This is a genomic window from Desulfotomaculum sp. (assembly GCF_982386235.1).
Genome location: NZ_CEVWQM010000006.1, coordinates 1 through 21,670, shown reverse-complemented (window position 1 = coordinate 21,670; position 21,670 = coordinate 1). Strand labels below are relative to the sequence as shown.

The 21,670-nt window shown below is 42.2% G+C and carries 31 protein-coding genes; 28 read left to right on the top strand and 3 right to left on the bottom strand.

All coding sequences use genetic code 11. The annotated features are described in order from the left end of the window. Positions 1-24 precede the first annotated feature (24 nt). The 14 genes from AC1U9Z_RS04900 (at position 25) to AC1U9Z_RS04835 (ending at position 8,703) form a co-directional block, all read left to right on the top strand. Entirely contained in the window at positions 25-204 is a 180-nt protein-coding gene (locus AC1U9Z_RS04900) for a hypothetical protein (RefSeq protein WP_479956008.1), read from the top strand. Between the two features lie 51 nt (positions 205-255). Further along, on the top strand, positions 256-1,461 hold the full coding sequence (locus tag AC1U9Z_RS04895; RefSeq protein WP_479956006.1) for an XkdF-like putative serine protease domain-containing protein: 1,206 nt from the start codon (positions 256-258) through the stop codon (positions 1,459-1,461). Between the two features lie 24 nt (positions 1,462-1,485). After that, positions 1,486-2,430, top strand: coding sequence for a phage major capsid family protein (locus tag AC1U9Z_RS04890; RefSeq protein ID WP_479956004.1), 945 nt, complete (start codon positions 1,486-1,488; stop codon positions 2,428-2,430). A 10-nt stretch (positions 2,431-2,440) separates the two neighbouring features. Then, positions 2,441-2,746 (top strand): hypothetical protein, encoded by a 306-nt coding sequence (locus AC1U9Z_RS04885; protein ID WP_479956002.1) that lies wholly within the window; start codon positions 2,441-2,443, stop codon positions 2,744-2,746. An 8-nt stretch (positions 2,747-2,754) separates the two neighbouring features. Then, positions 2,755-3,141 (top strand): protein YqbG, encoded by a 387-nt coding sequence (gene yqbG / locus AC1U9Z_RS04880; protein ID WP_479956000.1) that lies wholly within the window; start codon positions 2,755-2,757, stop codon positions 3,139-3,141. 14 nt (positions 3,142-3,155) lie between these two features. Beyond that, positions 3,156-3,485, top strand: coding sequence for a DUF3599 family protein (locus AC1U9Z_RS04875; RefSeq protein ID WP_479955998.1), 330 nt, complete (start codon positions 3,156-3,158; stop codon positions 3,483-3,485). Next, positions 3,485-3,976 carry an HK97 gp10 family phage protein gene (locus AC1U9Z_RS04870; protein WP_479955996.1) on the top strand — a complete coding sequence of 164 codons (492 nt, stop codon included), beginning with the start codon at positions 3,485-3,487 and terminating at the stop codon, positions 3,974-3,976. The genes AC1U9Z_RS04875 and AC1U9Z_RS04870 overlap by 1 nt, the downstream gene beginning before the upstream one ends. Before the next feature lie 13 nt (positions 3,977-3,989). Beyond that, complete coding sequence (locus AC1U9Z_RS04865) at positions 3,990-4,586, top strand: hypothetical protein (RefSeq protein ID WP_479955995.1); 597 nt, start codon at positions 3,990-3,992, stop codon at positions 4,584-4,586. Next, the gene (locus AC1U9Z_RS04860) at positions 4,583-4,753 is read left to right on the top strand and encodes a YqzN/YkzM domain-containing protein (RefSeq protein ID WP_479955993.1); all 171 of its coding nucleotides are present in this window, start codon (positions 4,583-4,585) and stop codon (positions 4,751-4,753) included. Before AC1U9Z_RS04865 ends, AC1U9Z_RS04860 begins: the two co-directional genes overlap by 4 nt. Position 4,754: 1 nt before the next feature. Next, positions 4,755-6,074 carry a phage tail sheath family protein gene (locus AC1U9Z_RS04855; protein ID WP_479955991.1) on the top strand — a complete coding sequence of 440 codons (1,320 nt, stop codon included), beginning with the start codon at positions 4,755-4,757 and terminating at the stop codon, positions 6,072-6,074. Positions 6,075-6,085: 11 nt separating this feature from the next. After that, entirely contained in the window at positions 6,086-6,529 is a 444-nt protein-coding gene (locus AC1U9Z_RS04850) for a phage tail tube protein (protein ID WP_479955989.1), read from the top strand. Positions 6,530-6,688: 159 nt separating this feature from the next. Beyond that, complete coding sequence (locus tag AC1U9Z_RS04845; RefSeq protein ID WP_479955988.1) at positions 6,689-7,369, top strand: Rha family transcriptional regulator; 681 nt, start codon at positions 6,689-6,691, stop codon at positions 7,367-7,369. Positions 7,370-7,397: 28 nt separating this feature from the next. Continuing rightward, positions 7,398-7,823, top strand: coding sequence for a phage tail assembly chaperone (locus AC1U9Z_RS04840; RefSeq protein WP_479955986.1), 426 nt, complete (start codon positions 7,398-7,400; stop codon positions 7,821-7,823). Positions 7,824-8,100: 277 nt separating this feature from the next. After that, positions 8,101-8,703, top strand: a complete 603-nt coding sequence (locus AC1U9Z_RS04835) for a hypothetical protein (protein WP_479955984.1) — start codon at positions 8,101-8,103, stop codon at positions 8,701-8,703. Positions 8,704-8,749: 46 nt separating this feature from the next. Here the strand turns inward: AC1U9Z_RS04835 and AC1U9Z_RS04830 are convergent, their stop codons facing one another. Beyond that, entirely contained in the window at positions 8,750-9,643 is an 894-nt protein-coding gene (locus AC1U9Z_RS04830; RefSeq protein ID WP_479955982.1) for a helix-turn-helix domain-containing protein, read from the bottom strand. A 148-nt stretch (positions 9,644-9,791) separates the two neighbouring features. Between AC1U9Z_RS04830 and AC1U9Z_RS04825 the strand changes: the two genes are divergently transcribed. From AC1U9Z_RS04825 to AC1U9Z_RS04810, 4 genes are read left to right on the top strand one after another with little or no spacing between them, the layout of a single operon-like run. After that, positions 9,792-10,040: a helix-turn-helix transcriptional regulator gene (locus AC1U9Z_RS04825; RefSeq protein ID WP_479955980.1), complete on the top strand. Its 249-nt coding sequence runs from the start codon at positions 9,792-9,794 to the stop codon at positions 10,038-10,040. Next, entirely contained in the window at positions 9,994-11,130 is a 1,137-nt protein-coding gene (locus AC1U9Z_RS04820; RefSeq protein ID WP_479955978.1) for a ParB/RepB/Spo0J family partition protein, read from the top strand. Before AC1U9Z_RS04825 ends, AC1U9Z_RS04820 begins: the two co-directional genes overlap by 47 nt. Then, complete coding sequence (locus AC1U9Z_RS04815; protein ID WP_479955976.1) at positions 11,090-11,893, top strand: hypothetical protein; 804 nt, start codon at positions 11,090-11,092, stop codon at positions 11,891-11,893. The genes AC1U9Z_RS04820 and AC1U9Z_RS04815 overlap by 41 nt, the downstream gene beginning before the upstream one ends. Positions 11,894-11,936: 43 nt before the next feature. After that, positions 11,937-12,578 (top strand): ORF6C domain-containing protein, encoded by a 642-nt coding sequence (locus tag AC1U9Z_RS04810; RefSeq protein WP_479955974.1) that lies wholly within the window; start codon positions 11,937-11,939, stop codon positions 12,576-12,578. A 111-nt stretch (positions 12,579-12,689) separates the two neighbouring features. Here the strand turns inward: AC1U9Z_RS04810 and AC1U9Z_RS04805 are convergent, their stop codons facing one another. Then, on the bottom strand, positions 12,690-13,229 hold the full coding sequence (locus AC1U9Z_RS04805) for a helix-turn-helix domain-containing protein (protein ID WP_479955972.1): 540 nt from the start codon (positions 13,227-13,229) through the stop codon (positions 12,690-12,692). Positions 13,230-13,418: 189 nt separating this feature from the next. Between AC1U9Z_RS04805 and AC1U9Z_RS04800 the strand changes: the two genes are divergently transcribed. The 3 genes from AC1U9Z_RS04800 (at position 13,419) to AC1U9Z_RS04790 (ending at position 15,039) form a co-directional block, all read left to right on the top strand. Further along, entirely contained in the window at positions 13,419-13,631 is a 213-nt protein-coding gene (locus AC1U9Z_RS04800; RefSeq protein ID WP_479955970.1) for a helix-turn-helix domain-containing protein, read from the top strand. A gap of 13 nt (positions 13,632-13,644) precedes the next feature. Next, complete coding sequence (locus AC1U9Z_RS04795) at positions 13,645-14,448, top strand: phage antirepressor KilAC domain-containing protein (protein ID WP_479955968.1); 804 nt, start codon at positions 13,645-13,647, stop codon at positions 14,446-14,448. A gap of 135 nt (positions 14,449-14,583) precedes the next feature. Further along, positions 14,584-15,039, top strand: a complete 456-nt coding sequence (locus AC1U9Z_RS04790) for a hypothetical protein (protein WP_479955966.1) — start codon at positions 14,584-14,586, stop codon at positions 15,037-15,039. Between the two features lie 209 nt (positions 15,040-15,248). On the opposite strand, the gene AC1U9Z_RS04785 is transcribed toward AC1U9Z_RS04790, so the two are convergent. Then, a complete protein-coding gene (locus AC1U9Z_RS04785; RefSeq protein ID WP_479956215.1) occupies positions 15,249-15,332 on the bottom strand; it encodes a putative holin-like toxin in 84 nt (27 codons plus the stop codon). A gap of 231 nt (positions 15,333-15,563) precedes the next feature. Here AC1U9Z_RS04785 and AC1U9Z_RS04780 point away from each other — a divergent pair, with 231 nt between their 5' ends. The 7 genes from AC1U9Z_RS04780 to AC1U9Z_RS04750 all read left to right on the top strand — a co-directional run. Then, a complete protein-coding gene (locus AC1U9Z_RS04780; RefSeq protein ID WP_479955964.1) occupies positions 15,564-15,998 on the top strand; it encodes a hypothetical protein in 435 nt (144 codons plus the stop codon). Between the two features lie 44 nt (positions 15,999-16,042). Next, entirely contained in the window at positions 16,043-18,337 is a 2,295-nt protein-coding gene (locus tag AC1U9Z_RS04775) for a phage tail tape measure protein (RefSeq protein ID WP_479955961.1), read from the top strand. Positions 18,338-18,403: 66 nt separating this feature from the next. Continuing rightward, on the top strand, positions 18,404-18,892 hold the full coding sequence (locus AC1U9Z_RS04770; protein ID WP_479955959.1) for a hypothetical protein: 489 nt from the start codon (positions 18,404-18,406) through the stop codon (positions 18,890-18,892). 8 nt (positions 18,893-18,900) lie between these two features. Then, entirely contained in the window at positions 18,901-19,899 is a 999-nt protein-coding gene (locus tag AC1U9Z_RS04765; RefSeq protein ID WP_479955957.1) for an XkdQ/YqbQ family protein, read from the top strand. Between the two features lie 2 nt (positions 19,900-19,901). Continuing rightward, positions 19,902-20,342 (top strand): DUF2577 domain-containing protein, encoded by a 441-nt coding sequence (locus AC1U9Z_RS04760; RefSeq protein ID WP_479955955.1) that lies wholly within the window; start codon positions 19,902-19,904, stop codon positions 20,340-20,342. Between the two features lie 13 nt (positions 20,343-20,355). Beyond that, positions 20,356-20,757 carry a DUF2634 domain-containing protein gene (locus AC1U9Z_RS04755; RefSeq protein ID WP_479955953.1) on the top strand — a complete coding sequence of 134 codons (402 nt, stop codon included), beginning with the start codon at positions 20,356-20,358 and terminating at the stop codon, positions 20,755-20,757. 2 nt (positions 20,758-20,759) lie between these two features. Next, positions 20,760-21,670: baseplate J/gp47 family protein (locus AC1U9Z_RS04750; RefSeq protein ID WP_479955951.1), on the top strand; the 911-nt coding region annotated here is incomplete at its 3' end.

Genomic DNA, 21,670 nt, shown 5'->3' with positions numbered 1-21,670 from the left:
TATTAGAGCCAAGAGGTGATGCCGATGGAAGAATTGGAGGCCCGCCGATGGTTGAGAGACGCGAAAAGAGAGTACGAGGAACTGGAACAGATCACGAAGGAAAACCCGACAAAACAAAACCGATTTGACCTAACTCTAAAGCAAATTGAAATTAAGTTTGCTGAAGCTAAAATCAAAAATATGAAGAGAAGGAACACCGATTAGGGTGTTTCTTTTATTTTATCTGAAGCAAGTTTTGAAAGGGGGGCGGGCAAATTGCCAACCGAAATCAAAAACGCCAAAATCTCTTTTGTGTCCCTTGTGGATAAGGCAGCTAACAAAAAGAAATTTGCAATTATTAAGGCCGAAACGGTGCCGACCCTCGAAAGGGTCATCCCCATTCTTAAGGTGGATGAGGAAAAACGAATTGTGACCGGGGTTGTCTATGAACCGGACGCCATGGATGCTCACAACGAGTTTATGACCGCCGAGGAGATTGAAAAGACGGCCCACCAGTTCTTGAAGGACTACAGGAACATTGACAAGCAGCATGATTTTGTTTCTGGCCAAGCGGATGTGGTGGAAAGCTGGGTCGCGAAAGATGATGGGAAAGTAGGAGACCAGGAGGTCAAAAAAGGAACGTGGCTGATGTCAGTTTATGTACCGGATGATGATACCTGGGAAGAAATCAAAAAGGGAGAACTGACCGGTTTTTCCATGGGAGGTGTAGGGCAACGAGTGGAACATGAAGTTAATAAATCAGAGGTCGAGCAGGCTACCAGCTTGCTGGCCGTGCTAAAAAATTTCTTTGGTGTAGGTTCTGTTCAAAAAGGGGAAGTGGCTGAAAAATATGCTTCGAGAGTCAAGAGGAATAGCTTCTGGGCTGCATTCGACAGCCTGTCCGATACTCTGCAAAAATACAACTGGCACTTTGACGGATGGGAGTATGAATCGGATGCTGAAAAGATTAAAGGAGCCCTAACGGATTTTTCAGCTATTATTACAGAGTTACTGGCCGCCGACAATGTTGTGAAGGCCATGGGACAGCCACCGGAGGATATTTTGAAGGCCGGTAAGAAGATATCTAATGCCAACATGGCAGAGATTAAGGCGGCGCATGAAGCGTTGAGTAAGCTGATTGAGCAAAATCAAGAGGAGGAGGAAGTTGAAGTGAAAAAAGAGGACATCGAAAAGATGGTGACGGATGGCATTGCCAAGGCAATGGAACCGGTGATCACTAAGTTGGAGGCCGTAGAAAAGAACGAAGCCCCTGTTGCAGAAGGCCAAGGACAGGAACCGTCATCGGAGTTAACGTCTGAAAGTGTGGCTAAAATGATCACCGATGCAGTAACAAAGGCCACCGAACCATTAACCCAGCGCATCGAAAAGGTCGAGGCCGCCAGAGGGATCTCAAAGCTGGTTGAGACCAATGGTCAGCAAGAGACTCCGGTAGAAAAAAGCTACATGGATTTCTTTAAGTAAAACGGGATAAGGGAGGACAAGAAAATGACTTTAAGCAACCAGCAGATCATCAACAAAGAGGCGGCTATGACAAGCATCCGCAAGGACTTGAATATTAACCTGCCTCAGGATCAAGCCTATCAGTTTCTGATTGACACAATTGGTTATGCCAGTACTTTAACCAGAATGGAGCCACTATTCCGGACCAGCGGCACCGGTAATATTGACACTTTATCCGTTGGATCTCGCAAAATCCGTGAACACTCCAAGAGTAACAACCCCACCGGGGTGGGCGGCGTCACTTCGGGACAAATTCCTTATAATGTAAAGAAGGTGTTCTGGGATGAATGGCTGCAAGATGACGATGTTTGGTATAACCTCCAGGCCCGCAAGGAAAATGTGGAGCAGACGGTCATTGCCATGATTCAAAAACAATTCGGGGTTGACCTTCAGGATCTGGCCTTTAACGGCGACACCGATACAGATACTGGAGATGCCAATTACGAATTTCTGAGCATTCTGGATGGTTTCGTCAAAAAGATGAAGCAGTCGACTCATAAAACAGACCTTGCTACTGCAGACCCTACGCTGATTGACTTCGTAAACCATATTCAGGTTCTGCCGGAGAAGTACAAGAATGCTCACGATGATATCACCTGGTTCCTAACCCGGGGAACTCATGACAAGATTGTTTCTCTGGCTACGCAGCGGCAAACCGGTTTTGGTGACGCAGTATTGGTCGAAGGGAAGTTAACTCGCCTAGCAGGGTACAACGTTGAGGTTGTAGCAAATATGCAGAGCGGCTTTGCAGCACTGACTCCTTTTAAGAATCTGAAGCCTGTATTTACCCGCGAACTGCGGTATAGCCGGACGGCAGAAGGTGCGATGGCTAAGGCTAAAGATGCCACTTATCATATTCTTTTTGCCTACCTTGATGCCGTTGTCCGCGAGGTTGATGCTGTGGCGTGGATGACCGGTACAAAGTTATAGGAGGGTTAAGATGGCTACGGGAAAATACAAATTAAAGCAAGACAGGGGCGTTCTCCATATTGGTGGGGGGCGCTTCTTTTATCCCAGTGAGGTCTATGAACTAAGTGATGCGGAACTGCAGTCTTATGGGCACTACTTTGAATCAGAGGCGACCGAAAAAGTGCTACCTCCTAAAGAGAATAAAGAGGACGCATCAAATACTACACTTACCTCCGATAACGAGCAAACCGCAGAAACGGCAGAGGAAGCTCTTGCAGAAGAAGAAGAAAAACTTGCTCAAGAAACCCGGAAAGAGCGCAAAACCAATAAAAAGTAGGTGAGTTTATGGCGCTGATTACCCCTCAACAGGTTATTGATTATACGGAGTTTAACGCAGTAAAAAACAGAGCACCGAATAAGCTGGTGAACGATATTACACAGGCCGAAATGGAGCTCTTTGATCGATGCGGGCATAATTTTACCGACCCAGAGTTTATCCCATTGCCTCAAGAAGTAACGCTGGCGCTGATTAAATTGGCGGAATACCACGCCTTGGTAAACTCTGACGAGTCCATCGCCAAAGGCTATACCTCCGAGAGGTTGGAGGACTACAGCTATACGCTGGCAAGCGGGGCGGCGGTAAATAGGCCTTCCATCGAGTTGCTAATCGCCAAATATATTCGGAAGCCGGCACCTAAAAGACCGATTAGTTTTAGGATAAGGGCAATATGAGCTTTAAATCCCTTTTGACAGATCGATGCGATATTTTCCACCTGCGCGAAAGAACTTTTTCCCCAGGGTACGGTGTGACTGGTGAGGAAATAGAGTTCTATTATGAGAACGAACCGGACCTGACAGGCATTCCCTGCAAGTTCACTGAGAGAACTCAGACGATAACCCAGGGAGAACCGGGGGCGGAGATTATTCATGTTTTTTCGATTACCTTTGAAAAAGATGTTAACGTGAGATTGAATGACAAGCTCGTCTTTGAAGGTGCAGAATTCAAAGCACAGGTGCCACGCAAGGTCAAGAACCACCATATCCGAGTCACTGCCATACGGAGAGGAGCCCTATAATGGCCAGAAGGAATGTAGAGATCAGAAGGTTGCGCGAGTTGATTCGCCGACTTGAACAGGCGGCAAATGGCGAACTAAGACGGGAATTTTCACTATGGCTTGAGGGGGTGGGTTTTCAGTTTCTTGAGGAAATTCAGCAGGAAATCATCCGAACCCAAACGGTGGATACCCGGAGACTGCTCAACTCCTTTGACAAAGGTGACAGTGACAATATATGGGGGATAACGGATCGGGGATTAACGCTAGAGGTAGGTTCTGGACTTAATTATGCCAGCTACGCCAATGATGGACATTGGCAGGAGCGGCGATTTATTCCCGGGCATTGGAATGGCCACACATTTGAATATGAACCTGGTGCCGACACTGGCATGATGCTAAGAGCCAAATGGATTGAAGGTACTGGCTATTGGGATAGTGCGCTAGCAATCTTTGAGCGCATGTTTGAGAGGTCGCTGGAAAGAAGGTTGCAACAGTGGCTTGATACATTCTAAGGGGGGTGGAATGGTGAACCAGGAGATTGGCTCAATTATGGGATATTGCTACAGCAAATGGCAGACGGTAGTATACACTAACAGGATTCCGGAAAAGTTTGCTATCCCCTGCATCTATTTCCCACCTCCGATTGTAGTTGATGGCTCAGACACCTTAAGCACATTCCTGAAAACTTACACTATGGCCGTTAAAATATTTCACAAGAATAGCCCCAAGGCCGTAAGTAAAGCCGATGAAATTGCTGACTTTATCCGTACAGGCAGATATCTAATCCCAATGCTTAATCCTGACGGTGGTTCCACAGGTAAGTACATCCGGATTAAACGGGCAGATGTACGCCAGGTTGATGACGGGGTAGCACTAATGACCGTCACATGGAGTAGTAGACATTACTACACTGATACCTTGGCTAAAGATTGGGTAAGTATTCCAGAGTTTGTCCCAGGAATGACGTATTATCCTGGAGACCATATTATATTTGAAAATGCAGTATATGAATGCTTAGAAAAACACACAGTCGATTCGCTTATGCCCTTGAAGTGGCGTAAGGTAGTTGATAAGTACGTTAAGATGGGCCGTCTATTCTTAACCGAAAGGGTGAAACCATGAGTGAAGAATTAAAATTTGATATTGCCGCCTTAAGAAAGCACTGTAAAGAATTGTTCGGTGTACAGCCGGAAGTTTTTGACGGTGCTTTTTATAATGCTGATGGTGAGTTTACCAAGGCAGAGGCTGAAGTAAAGATTAATGATTTTCTACAGAAAGAGGTGAAGTAGTATGCCCGGTGGGACTTTTGATGAAGGTGTGCCGAAGGTTAGGCCTGGTTTATATATCAACTTCAAAGCTGCGGCATTGGCCAGAATAACCAGCGGTGAGCGCGGGACCGTGGTGATTCCTTTGCTTGCTGATTGGGGACCGGCAAAGCAATTTATTGACATCGAAAACGAACAGCAAGTGTTTGATAACTTTGCTCACGATATCAATGATCCTGAAATGCTGCATATTAGAGAGGCTTTTAAAGGGGCCAGCCTTGTTAAGTGTTACCGATTGAATGCCGGGGTTGCTGCCACTGCGACAGTAAGCAATCTGACTGTCGCCGCAAATTACGGCGGCGGTCGTGGCAATGATATTATCATCAAATCATCCGTCAATGTCTTAGATGACTCCAAGAAGGACGTTGAAACCTACCTAGATGGCCAATTGGTGGATAGCCAAACAGCTACCAATATAGCTGAATTGGTATCAAATTCATATGTAAAATTCTCTGGAACCGAAGCCATTCCGGCAACGGCTGGCACTCCATTGACCGGCGGAACTGACGGTAACATTATTAATCAGGATTGGACAGAATTCTTAGGGGCAACCGAAACACAACATTTTGATGTATTGGCCTACACAACCACCAACGAAACACTTAAGGCCAGTTTTATCACCTTTATTAAACGTATGCGCGACGATGAGGGCAAGAAAATTGTCGGCGTAGCGGCCAATATTGCCGCCGATTACGAAGGCATTATCAATGTAAAGAACGGAGTCAAACTAACTGATGGCACAGTGTTGAATGATGTCGATGCAGTGTCCTGGGTAGCTGGGGCTAGCGCAGGGGCAAGCATTACTGAGAGCCTTACATATAAGGCTTATGACAGCGCCGCCGATGCTAACCCGAGGTACACCAACAGTCAGATTATCGCTGCCCTTAAAGCTGGTGAATTTCTATTTGTCCACGATGGAAAAAAAGTAAAGGTAGAACAGGATATTAACAGTCTAATTTCCTATGATCAGGACAAAAATGAGCGGTTTAGCAAGAACCGGGTTATCCGGGTGCTTGATGCAATAAATAATGATCTGTTGCAGACCTTTTCTAATTCCTATATTGGAAAGGTTGACAACAATGCAGACGGCCAAGCCTTGCTTAAGGATGCTGTAAACATCTATCTCCAAACATTGGAAGATGCCGGTGCTCTTACCAACTTTGATCCCAAAACAGACTTTGTAATTGATACGAACCTGTCAGTTGGAGACAGTGTTTATGCTACCATCGGTGCCCAGCCTGTTGATAGTATGGAGAAGTTTTATTTCACCGTTAAGGTGCGTTAGGAGGGCATGTTATGTCTTATACCACACAAAATCATATCAATGGCAAGGAGGGGCGTCTGTTTCTTGATGGCGAGGAAATGGCGAACATCAAGACCTTCGAGGCCACCATTGAAAAGACCAAATCCCAAAAGAACATTATGGGTAGGCGATGGTCTAGCAACAAAACCGTCGGCCTATCTGGCACTGGAACCATGACCCTGTATAAGGCAACCTCCAAATTTATTAAAGTCGTGCTGGAGTATGCAAGAACAGGTAAGGATGTATATTTCACTGCCCAATCCGTGCTTGATGACAAAGGGTCTGGTCGTGGCACGGAGCGGGTTACGCTCTATGGGGTCAACTTTGACAGTGTGATGGTTGCTCAACTAGATGTTGATTCCGAAGGATTGGAAGAAGAGTTGCCATTTACCTTTGAAGGTGCAGACTTGCCAGAGGAATTATCGGAGACATTTTAGATACCATTTTCCACCCAAGCTAGCTTTCGCGAGGCGAAAAGAGGGTTTTTCCTCCGGCCCTTCTGCTTGGGTGGGTTAATTTTATAAGGCTTGCTTGCAACTCACCTCAATTTTGTGGTGAGTTTTTATGTGGGGGAAATAAAATTAGGGAGGACACATATGAATGAATTGGTGGTTGCAAAAGGAAATGAAATTTATACAAATAGCTGGATAATTTCGGAGAATACGTCCAGAGAACATAAAAGAATAACAGAAACAATTCAAAGATACGAATCTGACCTAAAGGATCTTGGTCCAATTTTAACTTCCGCTGGGAGAGGAACTAAAACTAGAGGGCAGGAAAGGAAAATCTACCTTTTAAATGAAGAACAAGCTATCTTCCTTATGACTCTCTTTGATAATAGCCCATTAGTTCTTAAGTTTAAAAAGATGCTAGCCAGGGAGTTTGTAAGGATGAGAAGGTTTATCCTTGAACGCCAAACCGCAGAGTGGCACCAATCTAGGTTGACAGGCAAAAAGGTTCGCAGGGATGAAACGGACATTATCTTAACCAAGCTCATCCCACTTGCTGAGGCTCAGGGAAGTAAAAATGCCGGCAAGCTTTATATGGCATACTCGAAATTAGTAAGTTCTACACTGGGTATTGAGGCTGGAAAGCGGGACAACTTGCCCCTAGCTTATGTTGATGCTATCAAATTCCTCGAAAGAGCCATTGAAAATATAATCTCTATCGAGGCAAGCAAAGGGACTCACTACAGAGAGATCTACCAGGTATGCAAGGCTAAATGTCAGATTATAAAAGACTTGGCGTTTCTACCTTCTCTAAAAATGATATCTTGAAAAATTTATAATACAGGGGGAATAAAGTATGGAAAGATCAATGGAGTTTTTTATGAAGGGTGCTGCAAAACAACTTCCGGAGGAATCTGTTGTTGTGAGCAAAAGGTTTCTTAACAAAGAAGGTGGGCCCATCCCCTTTGAATTAAGAGCCATTACAACTGAAAAAGTACAAGAACTTCGTGATGAATGCACAAAAACCACCAAAAGCAAAAGGGGTACTGTGGAAAAGTTCGATAATCAAAGGTTTATTGCCCGGCTTTGCATCGAATCTACAACGTATCCAGATTTTAAAAGCAAGGCACTGCTTGACAGTTATGGATTGGTAGATCCAGTTGATTTGGTAAAAGCCATCCTTAATGTTCCTGGCGAGTACGCCGAGTTGATCCAAGCGGCACAGCGAGTAAACGGTTTTGACGAGGATTTTGAAGAACTGGTCGAAGAAGCAAAAAACTAATCATATCCGGTGACTGTCACGCTGTTTACAGTCACCGGATTTTTCAACGTCACCATATTCCGCCGCATGAATTATGGAAGTGGGATATTAGACATAAAGCTATGGCCTATGCTTCTGAGGAACTTGTGATAGAAGAGGAAAAGAGGGAGGTTGCTAAAGCTAATCGCAGGAGGAAATAATGCCTAGTTAAAGGAGACACCCCTATCTAAATATGTCGAAATTTTGGGGAAGGAGGAAGCCTCTTATTGCCGAAACTTTGGCGAGAGGGGGTGTATGAGTGATTGAGGGTTTGATTATAGTAATAATAATGATCTTATTGGTAAATGTTTTTGGACTTATGGCTAAAGCAGTATTTTACATTGTAAACAAATGGCATTTTAACATTCCGAAAGATTTATTATTTTTAGGTGAGGACAAAGCTTATATAAATTTTGTTAAGAAATTATATAAGCAAAACCATAATATAAAAAATAAGAAACCCGAACTTCTGGATTCATTAAAAACATATAAGCAGATTCTATCTAACCAAATAGACAAGGAAGATTTACAGCTTCTGAAAGTATATGTAAACATAAAAAGTGAAGAATATAGAAGTTTTCGAGGAATATCGTTTTTTAGTACTTTACTAGTTAGTTTCTTGGCAATTTTTATAAATACTATATCAATAGTTAAAGAAATAGAGTTCAATAAATATTTATTTTTTTTAATTGAGTTTGCAATTATATATTTTATATTTGTAATTACAGTTGGAGTAGTGCAACATATTCGCAGAAAGAATCAGTTCAATTTACTAAAAGGGATGATCGAATTATGTGAGAAGGAAAAGAGTAAAAAGTTTGACTTAATAAGATCAAGAGTAAAAAGAAGGACTCGTACTTAACAAGCACCTGCGGGTGCTTTTCTTTATGCAACAAAGGAGACCCTGCTTAGGTGTCTCCTTCTCCATTATGTTTCGTTCGTTGGGGCTTTTTTGAATCGTCCTTGCGGATGATTTCCATGGCGATTTCCATGAAATCTTTGAGACGCTCCTTTTCGGCGGGGGTGAGATGTACGCCTTTATAAACAAGATTGTCTTGGGAAAAAAATACATCTAAATCAGTAACCGTTTTGATATTTGGGGGTATTTGTTGTTCATATTCTTTTTTTTTGTTTTCGATATGTTTTTTGAAATCAGTCAGTGGCTCTTTTATTTCTGGATCATTTGCAAAGGGGCTATCCTCAATTAATTTTATATAATATTCCTGCTCAAGAATGCTATCTTTATCTAATAATACCATTTGTTTTTTAAACTCATCATTTAATGCACTCAGAAAAGCATCTCTCCAATGAAGTCCATATAATCTTTGAGCCAATATTCTAAGCTCAGGATATCTTTTAGATTTCATGCGACAGAAGTTGGTTTTTTTATCTTTTTCAAAAAAAGATAGTGCTTGAATTGGAGATATTCCTAATGGTTCAAATAACGCGCCCATATATATCCTGAAAACTATATCAATATCATTAAGTGAATTAAGTGGCTTATATTGTGAATCATTGTGATAATCTTCCTCTTGCATTGCATTCCACAATCTAAGAACATCTTTTTCAGTGATTAAGTTACCTTGAAGCATCAAGTCAATTAAGTTAACATCCAAACCTTGCGCTAATCTCTTAATAGTATCAAGTGTTGGTATAACAGGTTTTCCTGAACGGGGGTCGATGCCTTTTTCAAGTTTATCAATATATGAATGGCTTAGGTTGCTTTTGTCGGCTAGTTCGCGCAAAGACAATCCTTTTTCTTTTCTTAATTTATTTATGAGTTGACCAAATGTGTTACTCATTTTTTCACTCCTTCTACTTATGTAGTTTAACAGTAAAATGTACTCCGTAGAATACATTTTTAAAAATTAATCGTATATCATGGTTGACAAAGGGGTTTGTGGCTGATACTATAATGGTGTACACCATGGTTAACGGAGGAGGGTTGAAGTGAATAATGTTAGGCACTATAGGAAGGAAATGGGTATGCCTCAAAGGATATTGGCTAATCTTATAGGCATTACAAGGCCTTATCTATCTGATATTGAAAGGGGGGTTAAAAAGCCATCTGTATATGTGGCCATAAAAATATCACAAGCTTTGGGTATTTCTGTGGAAAAATTATTTAGCACAGAGGAAGCGGAGGCATATAATGAACCTACTACCTACACGGCTATTGAAGCCGCATCCCCAAAATAGCGAATATTACAACGATCTCGCCGGCGAAAAGTACGAAGAAGTGAAATGTAGCATTGAAACACACGGCATCCGGGACCCGTTGAAAGTGACTCCTGACTACACGGTGATTGCCGGTCACCAGCGACTGCGGATTGCCGCCGAGTTGGGGATTGAAAAAGTGCCGGTGGTGATAGTGGATGTCAGACAGGAGGAGGCTTTATACCTGCTGATTGCTGACAATGAGGAACGCCGCCAAGGTGATGATGATCCGATGAAAAAGGCGAAGCGGGCGAAATTTTTAAAGGAATATTGGAGAGTTAGCCGTGGTGGTGATAGAAAATCAAAAGGACAAAATGTCACTTTGAAAACCATAGAAGATATCGCCCAGAATATTGGCGAAGATGAGCGTACCACAAAGCGCCTTTTAAAACTCAACGACCTTATTCTCCCCTTACAAGAACTTGTGTCTTCCGGCAAACTCAATAAAACAGCGGCAGAACAGTTATCCTATCTTTCGCCAGAGAACCAGCAGATAATTTTGGATACCGTAGGGGAGGGGATAGGTGAAAAATCAGTAACCGAGGCAAAGGAAATTCGTAAAAGATTAGAGACCGCAGAAAAAACTGCAGTCAAAGCCCAGGCCCAGGCCGAAGCAGAACGCCAACGGGCAGCTCAAGCTGAAAAGTCTCTCCAGGAGATACAGCAACGGGAACCGGAGGTGGTGGTCAAAGAAAAGGTTGTTGAGAAAGTAGTCGAGATTCAACCGCCAGACTATACCACCTTAAAGAAGAGGGTAAGAGAACAAGAAGAAGAGTTGATTAAAAAGACCGATGCGTTGTTTTCTCTCACTCAGGAGCAAATGAAGATTAAGGATCAACACGTCATTAGGGATTTGTTGGTAAGAATTGTCCAGGAACTTGGCCGAGGCATGAAAAAGGCGGAGTTGGAAGTAATAAAAATGAATTATGATATGTCCGTTTGCCAAGAAGTGAAATCATGTGTTGAGGTTCTTAAGAATGCTGCTGCGGAGATGGAAAGTTGGATATATAAGAAATCGGAGGTAATAATTGATGGAGATTATACAATATCAGGGCAACCAAATTCAAATTAACCAAATTGCTTATGAAGCTCCGTTTTTAGACCCGATTCAATTCATTAAGGAAGAGGCTTACCGGGAGAAGGAAAAACAACTAAATATTGCGACAGAGATTTTCTTAGCGGAAAATTATGCAAAAATCCATTACGCTGACCTAATGGACAACATCCCTCAAAACATGGCAAGCAAATCAATGCTTTTGAGTTGGTTAAATGACTATAATAGGCAAGAAAAAGTATTGCGACCTGGTTTAATAACATTGTACCTCAGACAAAGGAGCGACCATTTCAACAATGGGAGATGGATGGCGTATAGAGTATGCGAATTCGTAAAGTTTGTTATCCTGAATATTTCTGATTTGGATTTTATCAAAGATAAGAAAAAGGTGAAAAAATTCAAGGACTCTATTATGGATCATGACTGGTTTATGAAAGCTGTTGCGGTGATGGGGCTAAAATTAATGGACAAGCTCAATAGCCAGAAGAAACTATCAAGCAGGTTGGCTGCGGTTATTCTTGACGAAAGCAAACTCATAAGGGACACGTTGGAAAAACAGGGTGGTATTATTGGACGGGCGGCAAAGAATGGAGTCATTGACAACACTTGTTTAACGGAGCTAAGGGAAACAAGCGGTGATTTAATAAAAGCCCTTTGGCAAAGCCAGCTAGAAAGAGCGAAGCAACATGAGGAATACAGGATTTTTGAGCAGTATAAACATTACTTGGCCGAATCAATCTTAATGCTTCATGGCAATATTTGCAAGCAGATTGGCAACTAACTTTTGGGAAGGATGTAACGGTCCATGACACCCCTACAAAAGAATGCAAAACGAAAGGAAAAGAATCCAGGAAGATGTTGTTCTCTCGAAAGGGGAACGGAAAATCGTTCTCCCTACAAAAGGTGGAAATCAAGAGGTTTTAACCATCGAACTAGATTTCTTACCCCTATGGTTAGCTAAGATTAACGCTAACGTTACTGACAATCCAGAAATCCAGGAGAGACTTGTTAATTACCAACTTCACGCCAAAGATGTATTGGCGAATGTGTTTATTGACAATAAAATAATCCCCCTTTCCAAAGACCAAGCCCTAGTAACATTACTCCGTACCTCTGCTGACTTGGTGGAAGGTCAGCAAGAAATACGGCAAGAACAGCAATTACTTAAACAGCGAATTGACGAGGTTGATCAAAAGGTTGAGGAACAAATTACCCTAACAAGTAATGAGCAGCGGAAATTACAGAAGGTGGTTGCAAAAAGGGTATATGAATTAGCAGATAAGCCGGAAATCAGAAAGTTAGCCGACGAAGATGATGCTACCAAGATTCGCAGTAAATTATTCCGAGAATTATATCGCGGTATCAAGGATTGTTTTGCCGTCCCAAGCTACAAGGATATACGTCGGTGTGATCTAAATGAAGCTTCTAGTTTTATCGTATCTTGGAGGCCAAGGTTAGTGGTATAAGAAAATGATAGAAAAGAGGACAGAGGGGAATTTAAAATCGCACCCCTAAGCTTGGCGGCAACGGGTGCGACTAAAAATAAAAACAGAAGTGCTATTGAGCCGTCCGAATTTTTATACCAAGATGCCAGAAGCATAAACATGCAAAAAATTTACGGTATGTTGCTCTAAATTAAAGGTATCAATAAAATCTTCAATTAATTTTGCGTTAATTTTTTCAGATTCTAACTCAGTAATTTGAGAGAATATATTCTGCCTTAATTCCTTTTCATAACTAATATCAATAGCAAGTTCATGGCATGAAAATTCGTTCTCAAACAATACATAAAAATCAGGCGCGGACAAGGAAACTTCTACCGTATCTATATATTCTTTTTCGCCATAGACAAAGCTAATTTTATAATTTATTGTGCCATGCTCATTATCAATGTTTTTGCTTATTATTTCGTATTTGAAATTAATTTTCAGAATAACATCTTGAGGTTCTACATTAAGGTATTCGCATATTCTTTCAAGAGTGTCAAATTGAACACCTTTAGCCTCGTTATAGTACAGAGAACGAATGGTATTCTTGGCAAGCCCAGTTTCTTTTATTATGTCAGACATTTTTAAATTGCGTTCAGCAAGCAGCACTGCCAGATTACATTTGATCATTTTTCCACCTCACAAATAAGTTTAACATATTGAACTTAAATTATACAGATATATACCTAAAGTAGTTGACATGAGAGGTTAATCAGGGTATTCTATTTACAGGTTCATTTATATGAACCTTATTACCACATTGTTGACCATAAATAATAAAAGAATGAACCACCATTAAAAACAGAAAGGAGGGGGCCAATGATAGAAAATAATTTCAGGGTATTGTTGGCAAGGAAAAAGAAAAAGATGTCGGATGTAATTTCCGATACCGGATTATCCAAAGTGACCGTGAGGAATCTTTATTACGAAACGTCTAAGGGTGTTCAATTTGAAACCCTTGAAGTAATTTGTAAGTACCTGGATTGTGGGATTGGAGATATTTTGGTTTATAAAAAAGATGTGGTTGCATAAGGGAGGTAGATGGATGAATCTTTCATTAGCTAGGCAAGAAAAATTTGGAAATATTCAATGTGATTTTTGGAAGAACGAAAACGGCGATGTTTTTATGACAATCAACCAGTTAGCACAGGCTTTGGAGTATGCTGATAGAAGTGGAGTAGAAAAAATAGTTCAGAGAAACGAATACTTGAAACAAAGCGGGTTTTCAGCTACGGACAAACTGTCCGCACCTGACGGAAAGCTATATGACACAAGAATTTTCACCGAGGATGGTATATATGAAGTAACTATGTTATCCAAACAACCAAAGGCCAGAGAATTTAGACAGTGGGTTAGGGTAATTATCAAAGCACTAAGAAAAGGCGAATTGACACTTGTATCCAAGGTAGATAGTTACATGATAGAGGACCCAGTACAAAGAGCGTACCGCTGGGCAGAAGAATACAAGGAAAAGAAAGCGCTCATACAATGTGTAGAGGAATATGAGCCAAAGGCCAGATATGTAGACCAAATTCTCCAATCGAAAGACACCGTGACCATTACTCAAATTGCGAAAGATTACGGGATGTCGGGGCAGGAGTTAAACAAGGTCTTGCACGAGGAAGGGGTCCAGTATAAGCAAAATAACCAATGGTTGCTTTACGCAAAGCACCAGGATAAGGGGTATACCAAATCACAGACCATCGATGTGGTTCATAACAACGGAAACAGGTCGATAAAAATGAATACGCGATGGACACAGAAAGGACGCTTGTTTATTCATGAAATATTAGAGAGAAGGGGAGTTATTGCAGTCATTGACCGGGAGAATAAGGGGATTGCAAAGTAAGGGGAATTTAAAATCGCACCCCAAGCCGGCAAGCAGTAGGTGCGACTAAAAAGAAAAACGAAATGCCATACATAGATAGTATACCCTTAGAAAGGCATATTTGTAAAGTATGGCACTTCTGAAAGGGAGAATATTATGAGTATGAGTTTAGGAATTGAAAGTTTTAAAGATGACGACCTAAGTCCTATCCATAATCGGCCAATATGGCAAAAGATGTGTCAAATCGCACGTGAGTGTGGCGTCAGGGTATATGTGAAGCCTATTGGTGCTATACGCACAGAGTGGGAAGAAAACGGTGAAGGTGTTTCGCTTACTATTAATAAAGCAGTTCCTAATTGGCATAAATCTGTGTTATTAGCCAAGAAAATTTGTCTTTGGGGGCTAGTCAGGACACTTATCGAATCTGAATTAAGCGAAGAAAAAATACAAATCCCCAGAAGGCTAGTTGAAGAAATGGGAGGGAAACTTTTCAAGGAAGTATATTGCGAAATTAACCCGTCACCTGTACAACCAGAAGGGTGGAATGAGGCAGCCAGGGAATCAAGAGAAAAGCAATTGCAGTTACAACAAAGCATGGAGGTAGCGGTATAGGTAGTTTTTAGTGTAAATACTCAATAGAAATTCAATATATATTATGATATTATTAATATATATTGAAAGGCACATACTATAGAAATAAAAGACTGCAGGTGCTGGTAACACCTACAGTCAAGGTACAATAGTTACCCTCAAAAGGGGTCGGCTCAGGTTCAAAAATAAGAAGTAGACCTCCCGTTTTGCTTCCTAGGCTCAAGGGAGGTCTACTTCTTTCTATCATGCGACAACATGGTCACGATCAAGATGCCAAAAGTTAGCATCAACATTAACGCTTCAAATGCTGTCATAGTCTCACCCCCTTCCTACCGGGGATGAGCCAGACCACCCTTGAGGAGCCTTTTCTATTGTACAAGGAATATTATACCATAGAGCACTCTCCTTCGAGGGTGTTTTTGTTTTGCGTAAATACAGGGGGGAAGGACAAAGGGGTGGTGAACATTGTCGAGAAAATGAGGAAAAATTAGGAAGGATAAAAATGGTGTCGCCTCTAATATATTTTTGTTGGAGGTGGTAATTTTATGTGGAAAAAAATACTCATAGGATTCTTGGTATTGGCGGCGATAGGGGGTGTGATGGATTTATTTGGACTTAATGAAGGTCATGAAGATAAAATAGCTAAAGAGACTCAAGAATATCAGCGACAAAGCATAGAGAAAGAAGCTGAAAAAGCAGCAGAGTTAAACAAAGTCAACATAACTGCCGAGGCCCAAGATATGGTCAATGAAAAAGGTGAAAGAAAGGTTGTTGTATGGTTAACTAATGCTAGTAGCAAAAGTTTTAGTGGCACGATAAAGGTTAACTCTCTTGATATTGACGGAACTTCTCTTGATTATGGGTCGCTTAATCCAGAAAATGTTGAGCCAGGAAAAAAAGCCTATGGCATATTGTGGATGAAAACTTCTTCAAGTGCTCCTAATTTTAAAACGCAAATACTAAGCGGAGAATTTAAGTAACACCCTACGGGGTGTTTTTCTATTCACTAAAAGGAGGCAATTTAATGGCGACGCTAACAGCTTTTTTTAATATCCAAGACCATATTACCAGAAGAGTGGAGCAAATGCGCCGCAGTTTGGGTAGTTTGTCAGATGTGACAAGGCGCGTCAACAGGGATTTTGACGAAGCATTTAACCAAAGGTTTAACACAAATATATTTGATATGGCAAAATCAGCAGGAATAGCTATGGGTGTTGCCGGTACGGCCATGACCGCGGGGTTGGGATTAATGGTCAAAACGGCGGCTGATTTTGACTCTCAGATGAGTAAAGTACAGGCGTTGGCCGGGGCAACCAGAACGGAATTTATTGCGTTAAGAGAAAAAGCATTGGAGTTGGGTAGTAGCACAAGTTTTAGTGCAAGCCAGGCGGCGGAGGGTATGCAGATGCTAGCAGCTGCCGGGATGGTCGCAAATGATATTATGGGAGCGATGCCAGGCGTATTGTCTGCCGCCGCCGCTTCTGGTACTGATATGGCTCTTGTCGCCGAGACAATGGGCACAGCGCTGAATATTTTCGGACTTGAGGCCACTAAATCTGTCCACGTTGCCGATGTTCTTGCGGAAGTAGCAAATAGATCAAATGCTGACATAATTGATATGGCCTATACAATGAAATATGCTGGACCAATAGCAACTCAATTAGGTTACTCAATTGAGGATTTGGGTGCTGCAGTCATTGAAATGGCCGATGCTGGCATTAAAGGTGAACAGGCCGGCACGATACTGCGATCGTCACTCCTGAACCTATTAAATCCATCTGATGGTGCTGCGAAGGAAATGGGGAGACTAAAACTTGCTGTTACTGACAATAAGGGCGAAATGCTGCACCTTGGTGATATTATCGGTCAGTTAGAAAACAATATGAAGAATATGACGGAGGCGCAGAAAGCACAGTCACTAGCCACTATATTTGGCACCGAGGCAGTTTCTGGAATGATGGTTTTAATTAGTCGAGGAAAGGACAAGTTGAATGAGTACATAGAGGCACTTGAAAGATCGGACGGTGCCGCAGAAGCTACAGCAAAAATTATGCAGGACAATTTAAAAGGAGCGCTTGATCAATTGGGAGGGGCGGCTGAAAGTGCTGCGATAAATATAGGTAGCTCACTAACCCCAGAAGTTAGAATGGTTGCAGAAGGTGCAACTAAAGCGGTGGAAGCATTTAATGAGCTTTCTTCCTCTACAAAGAAAGTCATAGCTATATCTGCCGCTGTAACTGCTGGACTATTGCTAATTGGTGGGCCTTTGCTACTACTAATCGGATTACTTCCGTCTATTTCTGCTGGCTTTGCAATGCTGTCTCTGCCAATGTTGTCGTTGATTGGAACTGGTGTTGCTGTTATTGCAGGAATTATGGCTATTGGCTTTGCGATAAAAAGTCTTTGGCTGACAAATGACAACTTTAAAAAGAAAGTCCTAGAGATATGGGGACAAATAAAATCATCTGGAATGGTTATTTTTAATACCCTCAAAGAGTTCTGGGCAGTGTGGGGAGACACAATAATAGCCTACTTCTCAACCATATGGGAGAATGTAAAAACAGTCATATCCGGCGCGGTTGAAATTATAGGGAATGTGATTGCTTTTGGACTTAATATCATAACTATGAATTGGGAAGGAGCATGGGGCAATATTATCGAGATAATCAAAGCGGCATGGGGTATTATTACTGGTATATTCGATAATATTACAAGCTTTTTCTCCAGAGAAAAAACAATAGATGTAAAGGTCAATAGAAAAGTCAGGGAGACGTTTGTTGATAATATTGGCGCGGAAGTGTCTAAGTTTGCCAAGGGCACTAACTTTGCCCCTGGCGGCATATCACTTGTCGGTGAAGAAGGTCCAGAACTTGTCAACTTACCTCGTGGTAGTCAGGTGTTACCGGCAGATGAAACCAGATCTATCCTTGCTAGTCAAACTGTTAACCAGAAACTAAACCAGGCAAATATCCCTTTGCTCCCGGATATGACGCAGACCATCGACCAGAGGCTAAATCCTGCGTTTATACCTTCTGTTTCTGATGCTACACAGCATATAACCCAAAGGATTATCCAGGATGATGCTGCTGTTAACAATCAACTAACCCTTTCAAAAAAGGAAGCAAGGAGCATTGTCGCATCAACGCACAAACCAAGGGAGGCCAGTGGCAAGCGCGAGATTAGCGTTAACATCACGGGGGAAAATCACTTCCATAATGAAGCCGACGAGGATCGCCTAGTTGCCAAAACTGTCAACGCTATTAAAAGGCTATTAGACGAAGAATCAACCGTATCAGGTAATGGTGTTTATGATTTTTAATTTGAAATAGGTCAATGAAAATGGCTAAGTGATTAATTATTACTTAGTGCAAAGCAGGTGATGTCTATGCCTTCTAAAAAAACATATCAATTCTGGCTAACCTTTAACAACAACGCCGAACGGCTTCAACTGCCGGTTAATCCAGAGGAGTTAACAATTAATAACGGTTCACAGAACACAACAGTAAATATTAGCGGTCTTGGCGAAGTCACTATTCTCCAGGACCCTGCAGCAAAAACCTTCTCCTTTAGCAGCGAATTTCCGGTCCAGCCAGGCCCATACTGTGAATATGAAGATATACCCGATCCATGGGAAACGGTACAGTTAATTGAAAAATGGAAGGCAAGCGGCAATCCGGCGAGATTTATTGTGACAGGGTTGCCGCTTAATTATGCTGTGACCATCGAGGAATTTAACTACCGCGAGCGTGGCGGGGATATGGGTACGATTTATTATGACATTGCCTTGAAGGAATATCGGTTTATCACCACAAGAACGCTTACTGTGGATAATAACGGTAATGCTGCAGTGGGAAAACAACCAAGGCCAAAGTAGGTGTTAGCATGATTCAGGTGTTTGTGATTAGGCAAAACGGTGAAACAATACAACTGCCGGTGGAAAGTGTGACTTGGTCCGGAGCCAAGACAAAGGCTCCAAGACAGGTTGATGTGCAGATGGTGTCCACGTATAGGGGTGGCCACCAGTTTATTGAACCGCATGAAGGTAATGGGGTTTTATTCCTGTGGCAGGGTCAAGAACTGTTTAGAGGCATAGAGTTTAAGCGAAACAGAAACAAAAGCGGGAGCATGGGGTTCACGGCCTATGATAACGCTATTTACCTGGTCAAGAATACTGAAAGCTATCTGTTTACTGCTAAAAAAGCCAGCGAAATATTAAAAAGGATATGCTCAGAATTCCAGATTGCCACCGGAACCATAACAGACACCGGTTATGTCATACCATCCAGGGTGTACTCTGGCAAAACGCTTTATGACATAGTTATGGATGCCCTGTATTTAACCTATCAAAATACCGGAAAGCGTTTTTGCCTGTACTCACAGGGAGGCAAGTTAAACCTTATTGACCGGGTAGAAAATGCCGTCAAATGGGTGATTGAAGATGGGGTAAACCTTATCGATTTTGAGTATGAACAATCAATAGAGGATACCTTTACACGTGTAAAATTAGAGGCTGGGGAAGAAAAAAAGACCTTTACGGCATCTGCTAAGAACGATGAACTAGCCAAGCAGTTTGGTATTCTTCAGTATTACGAAAGAATTTTGGACAAACTGAACCAGGCCCAACTTAATGAGTTAGCCAAACAAATACTGGCCAATAAAAGCAAACTCGGCAAGATGTTCAGTATTGATTCCTTGGGTATCCCGGATGTGATAACCGGCAGAGCGATCCATGTTATTTCCAAGGATTTAGGGGTTCGGAGCGGCTATTTTATTGAAGAGGATACCCATGTATTTAGAGGGAATGAGCACACCATGAGCTTAAAACTACTTGAGACCGATGAAATACCGGCTGTGGTTGCTGGTGAGGATGTGGAGAAATAAAAATGCTGCAAACTATTATGAAGGCTGCCATGGCGGCACAGCAATCAACTAATCCTATGCAGTTAATGGAAGCGGAAGTAATCACCCCTCCGCCAGACCTCTCAATTAAGTTAATGAATAACGATAAAATGATAATCCCGAAAGAATTACTGGTGGTAGCTGAGCATTTGACTAGGCACGAAAGGATAGTTACATTAGAACACACTGAAGGAACATTAAGGGAGCTAGGTGATGGTCAAGGGAAAGACCTTGTAAGTGGGGATGGACTACTTTTTAAAGTTTCAGATGAACCTGAACCACCACACAATGAAATCTCTTCATTTACTTACAACTTTATAAAACTAAACTATGAGAATGTTCTAAAGAAGGGTGATAGAGTCATGGTGCTTAGTTTTCAAGGTGGTCAAAAGTTCTATATCATGGACAGGCTAGCTACCTATTAGGAGAGTGATGAAAATGGGTTTTGAACCTAACGTAACCATCCCAACTCTGCTGCAGAATAAAACGCAGCCATCCAAAACATACAGCCTCAATTTTAATACCGGCAAGGTTGGCAGAAAGATTGACGGCGAGGATGCCATAAGGCAATTTATCCGTAAGGCTATAAAAACTGCTCGATTTAGGCATCCGATATACTCAGATGATTATGGGTGCGAGATTGATGATCTGATCGGCAAGGGATTTACCGGTCCCTTCATGGAGGCGGAAATAACCAGGGTTATTACAGAGGCTATCATATATGACGAGCGGATTAAACGGGTGTACGATTTTAAGGTAACGCCTACTAGTGATAAGGTAGAGGTTGTTTTTAGTGTAGAAACCTCTGAAGGAGTCATGGAAATAAGCGAGGTGATATAAAAGTGTTTGAAGATCAAACCTATGACACCATCATGCAACGGATACTGGCAAGAGTGCCTGATGATATTGATAAAAAAGAAGGCTCAATTATCTGGGATGCGCTGGCTCCGGCGGCCACTGAGTTAGCTCGAACATGCATTAAACTTGATGCTGTACTTGATTTGGGCTTTGTCAGCACCTCCAACGGAGACTATTTGGAACTACGTACGGAGGAACTGGGGATGACCAGGCAGTTAGCCACAAAAACAAAAAGAAAAGGGTTATTCTACGGTAATAGCGACACGCCGCTGGACGTACCAATGGGCAGTCGTTTTTCAGTTGAGGACTTAAATTATATTGCCGTCAATAAGCTTTCCAGCGGGCAGTACGTCATGGAGTGTGAAACAGCCGGCTCATCAGGCAATCGGCCCCTGGGCAGTATGCTGCCCATTGACTACGTACCGGGTCTGGTCAGGGCGGAATTGGCAGAGGTGCTGGTACCAGGGGAGGATACCGAGACGGATGCAGCACTACTTAATCGATACCGGCTCCAGGTACAGCGGCCTATCACTTCAGGCAATATCTATCACTACCAAAAGTGGGCCACGGAAGTACCAGGGGTCGGTGAGGCCAAGGTATTTCCTCTCTGGAATGGCCCAGGTACGGTAAAAGTAGTGATTATAGATTCTGAACGTCAGCCAGCTATGCCTGCGCTGGTAGCTACAGTAGCAGATCATATAGAAAGTGTTCGGCCCATCGGTGCTAACGTGACGGTTGTGTCCGGCATAGGGAAGCCTATCAATGTAACAGCCATAGTGGTTTTAGCGGCAGGGTACAGCCTGCAAAGTGTATCGGATGCTTTTGCAGTTGCTTTGACGGAGCACCTCAAAAACATTGCCTTCGCAGTGAATTATGTCAGTCATGCCCGCATAGG

What these genes read in the sequence shown, in the direction of transcription:
- AC1U9Z_RS04780 (WP_479955964.1), top strand. Translation starts at nt 15,564, where the DNA reads ATGTGGAAAAAAATACTCATAGGATTCTTGGTATTGGCGGCGATAGGG.
- AC1U9Z_RS04860 (WP_479955993.1), top strand. Translation starts at nt 4,583, where the DNA reads ATGAGTGAAGAATTAAAATTTGATATTGCCGCCTTAAGAAAGCACTGT.
- AC1U9Z_RS04890 (WP_479956004.1), top strand. Translation starts at nt 1,486, where the DNA reads ATGACTTTAAGCAACCAGCAGATCATCAACAAAGAGGCGGCTATGACA.
- AC1U9Z_RS04885 (WP_479956002.1), top strand. Translation starts at nt 2,441, where the DNA reads ATGGCTACGGGAAAATACAAATTAAAGCAAGACAGGGGCGTTCTCCAT.
- AC1U9Z_RS04775 (WP_479955961.1), top strand. Translation starts at nt 16,043, where the DNA reads ATGGCGACGCTAACAGCTTTTTTTAATATCCAAGACCATATTACCAGA.
- AC1U9Z_RS04800 (WP_479955970.1), top strand. Translation starts at nt 13,419, where the DNA reads ATGATAGAAAATAATTTCAGGGTATTGTTGGCAAGGAAAAAGAAAAAG.
- AC1U9Z_RS04760 (WP_479955955.1), top strand. Translation starts at nt 19,902, where the DNA reads ATGCTGCAAACTATTATGAAGGCTGCCATGGCGGCACAGCAATCAACT.
- AC1U9Z_RS04820 (WP_479955978.1), top strand. Translation starts at nt 9,994, where the DNA reads ATGAACCTACTACCTACACGGCTATTGAAGCCGCATCCCCAAAATAGC.
- AC1U9Z_RS04870 (WP_479955996.1), top strand. Translation starts at nt 3,485, where the DNA reads ATGGCCAGAAGGAATGTAGAGATCAGAAGGTTGCGCGAGTTGATTCGC.
- AC1U9Z_RS04840 (WP_479955986.1), top strand. Translation starts at nt 7,398, where the DNA reads ATGGAAAGATCAATGGAGTTTTTTATGAAGGGTGCTGCAAAACAACTT.
- AC1U9Z_RS04850 (WP_479955989.1), top strand. Translation starts at nt 6,086, where the DNA reads ATGTCTTATACCACACAAAATCATATCAATGGCAAGGAGGGGCGTCTG.
- AC1U9Z_RS04815 (WP_479955976.1), top strand. Translation starts at nt 11,090, where the DNA reads ATGGAGATTATACAATATCAGGGCAACCAAATTCAAATTAACCAAATT.
- AC1U9Z_RS04790 (WP_479955966.1), top strand. Translation starts at nt 14,584, where the DNA reads ATGAGTATGAGTTTAGGAATTGAAAGTTTTAAAGATGACGACCTAAGT.
- AC1U9Z_RS04795 (WP_479955968.1), top strand. Translation starts at nt 13,645, where the DNA reads ATGAATCTTTCATTAGCTAGGCAAGAAAAATTTGGAAATATTCAATGT.
- AC1U9Z_RS04845 (WP_479955988.1), top strand. Translation starts at nt 6,689, where the DNA reads ATGAATGAATTGGTGGTTGCAAAAGGAAATGAAATTTATACAAATAGC.
- yqbG (WP_479956000.1), top strand. Translation starts at nt 2,755, where the DNA reads ATGGCGCTGATTACCCCTCAACAGGTTATTGATTATACGGAGTTTAAC.
- AC1U9Z_RS04805 (WP_479955972.1), bottom strand. Translation starts at nt 13,229, where the DNA reads ATGATCAAATGTAATCTGGCAGTGCTGCTTGCTGAACGCAATTTAAAA.
- AC1U9Z_RS04855 (WP_479955991.1), top strand. Translation starts at nt 4,755, where the DNA reads ATGCCCGGTGGGACTTTTGATGAAGGTGTGCCGAAGGTTAGGCCTGGT.
- AC1U9Z_RS04900 (WP_479956008.1), top strand. Translation starts at nt 25, where the DNA reads ATGGAAGAATTGGAGGCCCGCCGATGGTTGAGAGACGCGAAAAGAGAG.
- AC1U9Z_RS04770 (WP_479955959.1), top strand. Translation starts at nt 18,404, where the DNA reads ATGCCTTCTAAAAAAACATATCAATTCTGGCTAACCTTTAACAACAAC.
- AC1U9Z_RS04785 (WP_479956215.1), bottom strand. Translation starts at nt 15,332, where the DNA reads ATGACAGCATTTGAAGCGTTAATGTTGATGCTAACTTTTGGCATCTTG.
- AC1U9Z_RS04830 (WP_479955982.1), bottom strand. Translation starts at nt 9,643, where the DNA reads ATGAGTAACACATTTGGTCAACTCATAAATAAATTAAGAAAAGAAAAA.
- AC1U9Z_RS04810 (WP_479955974.1), top strand. Translation starts at nt 11,937, where the DNA reads ATGCAAAACGAAAGGAAAAGAATCCAGGAAGATGTTGTTCTCTCGAAA.
- AC1U9Z_RS04765 (WP_479955957.1), top strand. Translation starts at nt 18,901, where the DNA reads ATGATTCAGGTGTTTGTGATTAGGCAAAACGGTGAAACAATACAACTG.
- AC1U9Z_RS04755 (WP_479955953.1), top strand. Translation starts at nt 20,356, where the DNA reads ATGGGTTTTGAACCTAACGTAACCATCCCAACTCTGCTGCAGAATAAA.